Raw genomic sequence first — 11393 nt, forward strand, 5'->3', positions numbered from 1 at the left:
GGCTGGTTTACCATTGCACTTGTTCGTCAGGCTGGTAGTCGCGTTGGGCAACGCGTCCGACGACTTGGTCCCACTGGGTGGGGCTGATTCCCGTGCCGGGTCGTTTGACGGTCAAGTTGTGTTCGCCGAATGTTTCGCCAGCACGGATACCTGTCGCCGCGACGATTGATTTGCGGGCCACCGGGCGGTTGGGGACTTCGCTGACGCTGGGGCGTTTGATGCCATCGCCCAAGGCCGATTCGACATGCCGGATCGACGCTACCATCTGTTTCAGTTCGTCTGGCTCTAGGCTGGCGGCATGGTCAGGACCGGGCAGTTTGCGGTCCAGCGTGAAGTGCTTTTCAATCACGATGGCGCCTAACGCAACCGCCGCGATCGGAATTTCTATTCCAAGAGTATGATCCGAGTATCCCCATCGCGTGCCCAATGCGCATCCCATCGTTTGCATGGCACGCAGATTGACCTCTTCATACGGCGTTGGATACTGAGTCGTGCAGTGCAGCGTGATGATTCGCGATCGATCCGCGCCGCTCGATTCTAGAACTTCGATTGCGTAATCCACTTCCGCTAGCGTTGCCATTCCGGTGGACAGCAGGATCGGACGATTCGCCGACCCCATGCGTCGAAGGTACGGCACGTTGGTGATTTCGCCCGATGGGATCTTCGTCCAATCCAGCGACATGCCGTCCAGGAACTTTTCGCTAGCCAAGTCAAAGCCCGTCGACAGGAATTTGATTTGGCGGGCGACGCAGTGTTGGATCAGCCGGTGGTGGTCTTCGGCCGATAGTTCCAACTTCTTTAGCATCTGCAGTTGGCTGTCGCTGGTATCGTCATTGTCGCTTTGATATTGGGCTTTGGGAGCCGATTGGGTGACCAGTTCGGCCGCGATGAAGGTTTGAAACTTGACGTAATCCGCGCCCGCGCCTGCGGCCGCATCGATCAACTGCATCGCTAGGTTCAGATCGCCGTTGTGATTGACCCCAGCCTCGGCAATCACGATCGATCGCGGCAGCAGGTCGTGCGAGTTTGATACCGTCGGTGGCATGGCAGAACGTTGAATGGAGGGAGACAATGGTTCTATCGGTTGGGTCGGACGGTGCAGTCGTCGTCGACGTCACGGCGGACAATGGCACCCGCGCCGATCACACAGCGGTTGCCGATTCGGACATCTTGATGGATGATCGCCCCGCTGCCGACAAATGTGCCGTCGCCAATTCGAACGCCGCCGTTGATCAGGCTGCCCGTCGAAAGATGGCAATGGTCACCGACCGTGCATTCATGTTCGACCAACGACTTCGAATTCAATATGCAGTTCTGGCCAATTCGTGCGCCGGCATTGACCAGGCCGTGATGCATTACGATCGTGCCAGCCCCGATTGTCGTATCACCGGCAACATATGCCCATGGTGATACAATCGTCGCGCATCTGCCGCCCGCCGAAGCGACCAGTTGGAACAACCGTTTCCGGGTCGCGGCCGTACGGATCTGTCCGACAGCAACCAGAAACGTCAGCCCATCGTCGACCAAATTTGGGATCTGGTCATCGGTATGAGTGATGGGATGCCCCGCCACGGTTCCACCAACATCGTTTGCAGCAGCAGTGATGGCCGCGATTCGGTATTCGGCGGTTTGACCGATCACGTCGATACAGGCGGTGCAGTGGCCACCGCTTCCGATCAGTGCGATGTCCTTGATCATCACCGATTCTGGCTCTGACTCTGACTCGGTGACGATGATGGTGGCGAATCAATCGCGACTTGGACGCCGCTGGGCAGATTGATCAGTGATGCCTGTACCTGTTTGGCGACCGCTAAGTCCATCGCCGGGTTGTCGCAGTACATCGGCAAGTCGTTCATCAATTGCCAGGCCGGACGCAATCCGATTCCACGGCTGTTGGCCAGTGTCAGAATCGAATCTCGTTCCTTCAGCTGGTCCTGGTCCAGAACGATCGCAGCCAGCCAGAAGTTGCTTTCGGTGCCCGTCGGTTGGTCGACGAAGCGAACTCCGTCGATGGTCGAGAAGGCATCGCGGTATCGTGCGGCTAAGTTTCGCTTGCTAGCCAGGAAATGATCCAGCTGTTCAAGCTGTCCACACCCCAGGGCTGCGTTCAAGTTGGGCATGCGGAAGTTGTAGCCCACTTGATCATGGAAAAATTCCCACGCGTGCGGCACTTTCGCTGTGGTTGTTAAGTGCTTGGCCAATGGTCCCAGTTCGTCATCGTCGGTCAGAATGACGCCACCGCCGCCTGTCGTCGCGATCTTGTTGCCATTGAAACTGATCATCCCCAGGCGGCCGAAGGTGCCGGTATGCTGGCCAGCGACCTTGCTGCCGAGTGATTCGGCAGCATCTTCCACCACGGCAATTCCAAACCGATCGACGACGGCAATGATCGCTTGAATTTTGCAGGGGTGGCCAAACGCGTGCATCGGTACGATTGCCGTGATCGGCCGCCCGGTGGTGCGGTTGATCGTGACACCGTTTCGAACCTCGGTGATTTCAGCGAGGTAGTCGCCAAGTTTTTCCGGATCGAGGCCCAGCTGTTCGCTTTCGATTTCGACTAGGTGGGGAATCGCGTGCAGGTGGCTGACGGCATTGGCGGTGGCTACGAAAGTCATCGCCGGTACCAGCACTTCGTCCCCAGGTCGGACCCCGGCTAATTGCAACGCGACCAGCAACCCGGACGTTCCATTGGATACCGCCACCGCATACTTCGCACCGGTGATGTCGCACAGCATGCGTTCGAACTGATCCACGAAGCTGCCGACCGAAGAAACCCAGCCGGTTTCAACGCACTGTGCCACGTATTTGGCTTCTTGGCCGCCGAAGTAGGGTGCATGCAGCGGTACGGATTGATCACCGATCACCGATGCGATGGTATCAACGATTTGGTTAGGCAGAGTGTTCAAACGTTGTACGTCCCTGCTTTATAAAGTTTTAGGTTCGACGCATCGCGGAACCAGTCGATCGTTTGTTTCAGTCCACGACGGAGTCCGTCGTTGTCGCCATATTGCGGAACCCAGTCCGTCAATTTGGCGGCTTTGGAAGCGTCGGCACACAACCGGAATACTTCGCTCTTTTCGGGACGGATGCGTTGTTGTTCTTGTTCAATTTCAACTTCGACGGACATCAATTCGCAAATCATTGCCAGCGTGTCGGCGACTGAAATCTCGTAGCCCGTGCCTAGATTGATGACTTCACCGTTGGTGTTTTCGGAGCGCAAGATCGCTTCGAATCCGGCGGCCGTATCGGCGACGTAGTTGAAATCGCGAGTCGGGGTAAGGTCGCCCATTTTCAGTTTGGTCGCACCGGCCGCGACCTGTGCAATCACGGTCGGAATGACTGCTCGTGCCGACTGACGCGGGCCGTACGTGTTGAACGGACGTACGACTGTCACGGGCGTGTCAAAGGAACGGAAGTAAGAAAGGGCTAGTTGGTCAGCGCCAATCTTAGATGCCGAATACGGCGACTGTCCCTTCAGCGGGTGTTCTTCGTCGATGGGAACATAGTCGGCCGTTCCATAGACTTCGCTGGTCGAAGTGTGCAAAACTTTAGCGACGTCAAAGTCGCGAGCCGCTTCCAGGACATTCAGCGTACCGTGGATGTTGGTGTCCACGTAGCTGCCGGGCGCTTGATAGCTGTAGGGGATCGCGATCAAGGCTGCCAAGTGAAGCACGGCTTCGGTACCGCGTACGGCGTGGCGAACAAAAGTCGCATCCCGAATGTCGCCCGAGACAACTTCGATGCTGGATTTTGTTTGCTCGGGGATGGAGTCAAGCCAGCCCCACGAATTGAACGAATTGTAGGCCGCCAAGGCGCGTACGTCATAACCGCGCTGGACCAGAAGTTCAGTCAAGTGAGAACCAATGAAGCCATCGGCACCGGTGACAAGGATTTTCATATCAGGATGATGGTGAGAGTCTTAGGTGTCGTAGAAAAAGAATGTTCGAAAAGGTAGCCATGGGCAGCAAAGACCATTTGCGCCCCCCCTCACCCCAGCCCTCTCCCCCAGATTCCAACCAAGCTGCACTTGGATGGAATCAGGGGGAGAGGGGGCAAAAGGAAAGCGGTTGTTTTCTTTTGGCTCCCTCTCCCCCAGTGTCGGGCACGAGTTCTGCTCGTGCCCGAGACTGGGGGAGAGGAGGGCCAGTAGAACCAAGTCCTCGCCATCCTCACTCGTCTACTCAGTAAACTTGGCAGCCGCTCTCTCGCAGGCGGATTCGGCACTGACTTCGTGTTCCATGTCTGCCATCTGCTTCATCATGGCGTCAATCCGTAGGTTGCTGGGGGCGACCGTCCTGCAGGCTTGGGTCTGAAGCCGTGCGTCCGTACGGCGATCGACTATCCGCAACAGGCTGATGGATTGCAGTCGAATCGTGGAATTTGCAGGTGCTTTCACCTGTTGGCATAAATTGGATTTGAATCACTAACGGACAACTTGAAATGCTGCCGTGGAATCCATGCTGTCCTAAATCTAATCGGTTCCAATGCAATTTTGTGATTGCATTGCGGTCAGTGCGGACTTCGTCCACGTGGGTGACCGATGATGTATGGAAACCCAGAAGCGATCGTGTGGTTGTTGCTGGACCGGCGAGCCCGACGGGGGCGCTGGTCTGGCGCATGGGCTTGAGGATGATTGCGGGCGAATGCCGATTCAACCATCGCCCAACGGATCGGGGCGTTTTCAACATGGTTGGCTAGAGCGGATCCGGATAGCCGTTCTGGTCGTTACAACCCTTGGCGACCGGTTGGTTCGCTAGTGCAACTATTCCGCTTCCCCGGACAAGTCGATGGCCGCCATTTGTTTGATGACGTTTTCGAACCGCTTGTCGTCCGGGGTGATCTGGCGTCCCATGCGGGCTTGTTGGAGCGCTGTTTTGCGGTCTCCTGTGGATCGTAGCGTGGCGATCAGTTCTAGTCGCAGTGCAGCGTGGGCAGGGGCAATCGCGACCGCATTGGTGAAGCTCTTGATGGCTTCCTCTGGCCTCTGCAGGGCTAGCCACGCTTTCCCTTCCAACAGCAAGCAATTCGTTTTCTCTTCGATCGTTTCGCAGTCCTCGCATCCCAAGTTCTCGATCAGAGTCGGCAGCAGAGGGAAAAGTTCCGTCATTCGCCGAGTAGTGATTTCTCGGCTAGCGGTACGCATCACCGAGGGGGTGGTTGGCAGTGCTTTCAGCAGGTCCACATCTTTGTAATTCTGGGCCGCCCGTAACACGAACGTCGTTCGCGTCGGCGCCTGTACCAGTGAGTGGTTCCAAAACTGCTGTGCCAGATCATTCATTTGACCTTGCGCGGCCAATGTAGCCAGGCCTGATATTTGTAAATTTTGTCCGCGGTGAAGTTCCCCCAGTTGGGTTAGCAAGGTTTCGGTCACCAGCGGAGGATCGTCACGGCGTTGGTCCGATAGGAAATCCAGCGAGATTAAATTGCTGCGAATGTCGGTGGCCAGCGGTAGCCGGGCGAGGGCTTGTCGATACTGATCGGCGGCCAGTTGATATTCCTGTGGTTCCGAGGCCCACCTGATCTTGCCGCTTTCAATCAGGCCGATCTGAGGCGGTAATCCTTCGATGTAGCTGGCTGCATTTCGGCCGATCAATCTTCGATAAAGCGGGGACGTGATTCGGTAGAGTTCGGTCGCTTCATCGGATGTGCTCGGCCGGGCACCAGCGACCTCTTTGGCACGGGCCAATCGGTGGTCTATTTGTGCCAGCATGATCTGCCGATCGACCCGGTCCGGTCGGCCAGCCGCAGTCTGGACCTGTTGTTGCATTTTCAACAGTGTATCAGGTGCTGTTTGCCCGGCAGCGATCCGCATTTGGGCGGCGCGGATGGCCGTGGTCAAGGCGGCGTCGTTGTTCAGGGACTGAGTGCCCGCGAAGACGGCCCAAGTGGATGCCAGCAAGACCAACAGTGCGATCGGCGCGGAAAGTTTGGCCAGTCTTTCGTTGGCGGTAATCCTAGACAGCAGGCTAGGAACTTCGTCGTCTTCGTCCGAAATCAATACCTCGGCTTCACTGGATCGGGATACTACCCCTGCCATCAGCAGTACGAACATGATCAGGTTGGCCGGCAGTATCAAACCGAAGTCGAACGACTGGGAAAACAACACGGCAACTATGCAGTACCAGCCGGTAATACGAATGCCATGGTCGAGTGCATCGTGCGAAACTGAAATGGTCGTCAAGCACCAGATCAGGGCGGCTAGCAGCACCAGTGCCAATGAAATTCCTACCAGCCCCTGTTCGACAAATAATTCTAGCCACAGGTTATCGGCATGCAGGAACCATGACTTGGGAAGATCGTTCTGGTAAGGCAAGTAAGCGTAGGCATAGGACGAAAGCCCTGATCCTCCGGGCAGATATGACAGCCCCGCTTGCCATCCTTCGGGCCAATGCTGTAATCGACCATCGTTGGCTAGCGTCTGGGCATCCGAGGTGAAAACTTCTAGGCGTTTGATTGATTCAAGATCCAACTGCAACGGCACGATCAGAAATGCCACTGCAGCCCCAACCACTGCGATTGCGACCGGTACGGTTGCCCAGCCTCGGCGATTCCGCAGCCATCCGAATGCAACGGTGCTAGCCAGTACCGCCGCGCCCAGTCCGCCACGCGAACCGCATACCAATAACCCCACCACGCACAGAACGGCGCAGGTCAGGCCGATCGCTGAGTCGCGGTCGCTGGCCAGGGCAAACAGTTCTCCAATTTCGAAATCTTCGCCGTCGATTTCTTGACCGGTCAGCGCCGACAGACGCCACCCCAGAAGACCGAGGCTGGCGGCCAGGCCTAAGTTCAACGTCAACGCAGCATTGTTCCGGTTGATGAAGGTGGAAAAGTCCTTGCCATTTGAGTCTCGGACAAGGTCAAAAAACGGCAGTTCAGGGAGCGTCAGGGAAATCACGCCAAGCACCGAGATGATCGCGCCGGTGATTGCCACGCTGCTGAGCAAGCCGATCACTCTAGCCCTGGTGTTGAACACTCGAACCGCAGTCCACGCCAGCGCCAGCATCATGCCCAACCAGGCTGCGGCGTGGGCGGAATAGTCCGGAGCGACCGAAATGGAGAACGAACTTGGCAGCATCTGGGCTGGCAAAATCGGTTCCAGCCACTGCGTGTAGGCTTCGTAGGATCCGGGGCTTAGGAATTCCACGATCCCAGGTGATAGAGCGGCGGTCTGAAATTGCGAATACATGAACCAGGCCAGCAGCGGCACCAGCACCAGCATTTGCCGAGGCCGATGATAGGTCGACCAAGTGAACAGGGTTGGCAGAGCCAGCACGAATGCGGTGCCAATTGCCATCGCCGCCAACGCTTGCGTCCACCACAGCACGCCACCCAGGTCGATCGCGACCAGCAAAGGCAGAATCAGCAGAATGGCGGCAGAGGCCATCGTCGTGAAAATAGGTATTTGACGCGAGGGTTTCACGGAACGCGGGGTGTTAGAGAAGTTGGAGGCAGGCAACAAATCAGTTCATGATCGAGCTGTCAGGGCTGCAATTCACGTAGGTCGTGCTGGACCATGATCCGTACAATTTCGGGCAACTGAGTGGTGGCGGTCCAGCCAAGTTGCTGCTTGGCTTTGGATGGATTTCCCAACAGTCGATTGACCTCCGCAGGTCGCAGGTAGCGAGGATCCTGCTGGATATAGTCTCGCCAATCAAGGTCGACGACGCGAAAAGCAATTGCCAGAAAGTCTTCGACGCTGTGGTCGATCCCCGTCCCAAGGATATAGTCGTCGGGGGCGGGTTGTTGCAAAATTCGCCACATCGCATCGACATAGTCAGGGGCAAATCCCCAGTCGCGTCGTCCATCGAGCGACCCTAGCGTGATCGTGTCTTGTAGGCCCAAGGAGATTGCAGCAGCAGCTTTAGTGATTTTACGGGTGACGAAAGATTCACCCCGCCGAGGAGACTCGTGGTTGTAGCAAATCGCATTGCAAGCGAACAGTTCGAAGGAGTCGCGGTACAGCGTCGTCATTTGAGTCGCAAACGCTTTGGCGATCCCGTAGGGAGTGACCGGACGCATCGGCGTTGTTTCGTTCTGCGGGGATTCGTCGGGGCGGCCGAATATCTCGCTGCTACTGATGTGCAGGAATTTGGGAGGCGTGGGAAGATCACGCAGAATTTCCAGCAGCTTCAGGGTCCCCATCGCCGTGAATTGACAAGTCGATTCAGGAATCTCGAAGCTGGCTCCCACGTGGCTCTGACCGGCCAAGTGATACAGTTCGTCCGGCATTGTCTTGTGCAGAATGCGGCGAATGGTTGTGACGTCGTCGAGGTCGGCGTAGTGAAGAAACAGTCGTTCGTTGTAGACGTCTTTGTCGTAGAAAAGGGGATCTAGACGGGTGCGGACGGTTGAACTGTTTCGCCGGACCAACCCGTGCACGGTATACCCCTTGGCCAACAATCGTTCCGCCAAATAGGAACCGTCTTGTCCGGTGATGCCTGTGATCAGCGCGGTGGGCATGGGTGTGAATGAAAACGAGGGGAGAAGATTGCCGTTAGGATCCAGCAGATGTGCCATCGGTTGGCAGCAGTTCTTTCAGCATGGCACTAAACTGCTTGGTGACTACCGGTCGATCATAGCGCTGCAATGCGATTTCGCGGGCCCTTCGCCCAGCCTTTGCCAATTCTTCTCGGTTGCCAGCGGCTTTGGCGACTGCCGCGGCCATGGCACCCGCCTGCCCCGGCGGGCAAGTCCACCCCAAACGATGTCCGCTGACGGTTTGTGCCAGGTCAGTGCGATCATCAGCGATCGCCAACACAGCGCGGCCAGCCGCCAAAATCCCGTACAGCTTGCTAGGACAAAGGCAGCCAGTGATATTCGGATGCATCGATACAACGTGCAGGTCGGCCGCTGACAAACTTTCACCCAGCGATTCACGCGGCTGATAAGGCAGGAAGCGGACCCGATCCGAATCGCCCGCCTGATCCACCAATGCCTCCTTGACGGCGCCGTCGCCGACCAGCAGCAGGACGGCGTTGTCGGGCCACTGGGCGGTCCGGGTCGCGTCAATCAACACATCCAACCGCTGGGTCAGGCCCATGTTGCCACTGTGCATCACCACGATCTTGTCGCCCAAACCATGCCGGCTTCGGAATGGGTTTTTCGAACCGTCGATAGGCTGGATCGATTGGCAGTCCGACCAGTTTGGCAGCACTCGCATCTTGGCCGGATCGATCGACCACGGTGAGGCGATCAGGCGACGTTCCATGCAATCCCCCAGCACAACGACTCGGTCGGCCTGGTCGTAAGCCGATTTTAAGCGACGACGAAGCCGCCGCGTCAGCCAGCTCGTTTTGACCTTTCCGATCGCCTCGGCGACATCCGGATAAATATCCTGGAGATAGCAGACCAATTTCGCGTCGGTGCGTTTGGCGTACTTTGCCGCTACCAAGGGGAGCAAAAATGGGTCGGTTTCGCTGACCACCAGGTCAAAGCGATGCTCGGTCGATCGCAGGTACCGTCTGGCCGCCCATGAAAATGACGTCAGGTTCAGGAGCCGGCCGAATTTTGATTTCTTTTCAAAACTGGAATGCCGCAGACGGTGGATAATGACGCCATCGCGAGTTTCCGTCCCATGGTGAACATATTCGTCGGTGGTTGGGCTATTGGGCATCCCGCATATCACATGAACCTGGAAATCCTGTGATAGGTCGATGCATAGGTCCGCCAACAATTGTCCCGTTGCTTCTGAATCGGGCCAATAGCATCGGTTCAGAAATGCGACTGTTGGAAGTCGTGGCACGTCGACGTCGTTTGCAATGGGAAAGGTTGGAGGCACGTTTGACGAGCATGATTGGTTCGCTTCGGGGGTGCAACTGAATTGGGTTCCCCAGCGGGAATGTACCAAGATGACGGCACCCAGAATTCCTACAACCGCTGTATTTATACCTCTCCCCCATGTGAGCGGCCAAGGGGCTTCTCTGGCTGAATTCGTTTCGTCCGCCCCCCTCACCTCGATCCTCTCCCCCGCGGCCGCTGCGCTGCGGGTGGGAAGGAGGCAGAATGGGGGCGGAGCTGACGCCGCTTTTTGCCCCCTCTCCCCCGCATCGGACACGAGTTTTGCTCGTGTCCGAAGTGGGGGAGAGGGTTGGGGTGAGGGGGGCGCAGGGAAGAACGATTGCAAATTGCAAATTGAACAAAGCAAATTGAATATTGGGGGAATGGTTGGCGGCACTTCAGTTACCGCCGATTGCATTTCGGGCCCCCTCACCCCAGCCCTCTCCCCCAGATCCCCATCGAAGCTCCACTTCGATGGGATCCGGGGGAGAGGGGGCAAAAAGATGGCGAAGCCGGCGTTTCTTGGCCCCCTCACCTCGGTCCTCTCCCCCCGCGTTCGCTGCGCTGCGGGTGGAGAGGAGGCAAAATGGGGATGGAGTTGACGCCGATTGCCCCCCCTCACCACCTTCCTCTTCCCCCCCCCGCGTTCGCTGCGCTGTGGGTGGAGAGGAGGCAAAAAAGGGGCGGAGCTGACGCCGCTTTTTGCCCCCTCTCCCCCGCATCGGACACGAGTTTTGCTCGTGTCCGAAGTGGGGGAGAGGGTTGGGGTGAGGGGGCGCAGGGAAGAACGATTGCAAATTGCAAATTGAACAATGCAAATTAAATATTGGGGGAATGGTTGGCGGCACTTCAGTTACCGCCGATTGCATTTCGGGCCCCCTCACCCCAACCCTCTCCCCCAGATCCCCATCGAAGCTCCACTTCGATGGGGATCCGGGGGAGAGGGGGCAAAAAGATGGCGAAGCCGGCGTTTCTTGGCCCCCTCACCTCAATCCTCTCCCCCGCGGCCGCTGCGCTGCGGGGGGAGAGGAGGCGAAAAAGGAGAGAGGGAGCTGACGCCGTTTCTTGCCCCCCTCTCCTCAATCCTCTCCCCCCCCGCGTTCGCTGCGTTGCGGGTGGAGAGGAGGCGAAAAAGGGGCGGAGCTGACGCCGTTTTTTGCCCCCTCTCCCCCGCATCGGACACGAGTTTTGCTCGTGTCCGAAGTGGGGGAGAGGGCTGGGGTGAGGGGGCGCTGAGAAGAACGATTGCAAATTGCAAATTGAACAATGCAAATTGAATGTTGGGGGAATGGTTGGCGGCACTTCAGTTACCGCCGATTGCAATCTTGGCCCCCTCACCCCAACCCTCTCCCCCAGATCCCCATCGAAGCTCCACTTCGATGGGATCCGGGGGAGAGGGGGCAAAAAGGTGGCGAAGCCGACGTTTCTTGGCCCCCTCACCTCGATCCTCTCCCCCCGCGGCCGCTGCGCTGCGGGTGGAGAGGAGGCAGAATGGGGATAGAGCTGACGCCGATTGTCCCCCCCTCACCACCTTCCTCTTCCCCCCCCCGCGTTCGCTGCGCTGTGGGTGGAGAGGAGGCGAAAAAGGGGCGGAGCTGACGCCGCTTTTTGCC

At 57.6% G+C, this 11393-nt stretch carries 8 protein-coding genes; all 8 read right to left on the bottom strand.

Going from position 1 to position 11393, the window contains the following annotated elements; genetic code table 11:
* Positions 1-7 precede the first annotated feature (7 nt).
* Positions 8-1045, bottom strand: coding sequence for an N-acetylneuraminate synthase (neuB, locus tag K227x_RS08840; protein ID WP_145177520.1), 1038 nt, complete (start codon positions 1043-1045; stop codon positions 8-10).
* Positions 1046-1077: 32 nt separating this feature from the next.
* On the bottom strand, positions 1078-1698 hold the full coding sequence (locus tag K227x_RS08845; protein ID WP_145169176.1) for an acetyltransferase: 621 nt from the start codon (positions 1696-1698) through the stop codon (positions 1078-1080).
* Positions 1698-2906, bottom strand: a complete 1209-nt coding sequence (locus K227x_RS08850) for a LegC family aminotransferase (RefSeq protein ID WP_145169177.1) — start codon at positions 2904-2906, stop codon at positions 1698-1700. Before K227x_RS08850 ends, K227x_RS08845 begins: the two co-directional genes overlap by 1 nt.
* On the bottom strand, positions 2903-3898 hold the full coding sequence (locus K227x_RS08855; protein ID WP_145169178.1) for an NAD-dependent 4,6-dehydratase LegB: 996 nt from the start codon (positions 3896-3898) through the stop codon (positions 2903-2905). Before K227x_RS08855 ends, K227x_RS08850 begins: the two co-directional genes overlap by 4 nt.
* Before the next feature lie 279 nt (positions 3899-4177).
* Positions 4178-4396: a hypothetical protein gene (locus K227x_RS08860; protein ID WP_145169179.1), complete on the bottom strand. Its 219-nt coding sequence runs from the start codon at positions 4394-4396 to the stop codon at positions 4178-4180.
* A gap of 366 nt (positions 4397-4762) precedes the next feature.
* Positions 4763-7387, bottom strand: coding sequence for an O-antigen ligase family protein (locus tag K227x_RS08865; RefSeq protein ID WP_145169180.1), 2625 nt, complete (start codon positions 7385-7387; stop codon positions 4763-4765).
* 95 nt (positions 7388-7482) lie between these two features.
* On the bottom strand, positions 7483-8463 hold the full coding sequence (locus K227x_RS08870) for a GDP-mannose 4,6-dehydratase (RefSeq protein WP_145169181.1): 981 nt from the start codon (positions 8461-8463) through the stop codon (positions 7483-7485).
* Between the two features lie 34 nt (positions 8464-8497).
* Positions 8498-9745, bottom strand: a complete 1248-nt coding sequence (locus K227x_RS08875) for a glycosyltransferase family 4 protein (RefSeq protein WP_218933869.1) — start codon at positions 9743-9745, stop codon at positions 8498-8500.
* Positions 9746-11393: the final 1648 nt, after the last annotated feature.

Source organism: Rubripirellula lacrimiformis (assembly GCF_007741535.1).
In the GTDB taxonomy this organism is placed as follows: Bacteria; Planctomycetota; Planctomycetia; order Pirellulales; family Pirellulaceae; genus Rubripirellula; species Rubripirellula lacrimiformis.

Bases quoted from the DNA above. Each gene is read 5' to 3' on its own strand.
- K227x_RS08870 (WP_145169181.1), bottom strand. From the start codon at position 8,463: ATGCCCACCGCGCTGATCACAGGCATCACCGGACAAGACGGTTCCTAT.
- neuB (WP_145177520.1), bottom strand. From the start codon at position 1,045: ATGCCACCGACGGTATCAAACTCGCACGACCTGCTGCCGCGATCGATC.
- K227x_RS08865 (WP_145169180.1), bottom strand. From the start codon at position 7,387: ATGGCCTCTGCCGCCATTCTGCTGATTCTGCCTTTGCTGGTCGCGATC.
- K227x_RS08855 (WP_145169178.1), bottom strand. From the start codon at position 3,898: ATGAAAATCCTTGTCACCGGTGCCGATGGCTTCATTGGTTCTCACTTG.
- K227x_RS08845 (WP_145169176.1), bottom strand. From the start codon at position 1,698: ATGATCAAGGACATCGCACTGATCGGAAGCGGTGGCCACTGCACCGCC.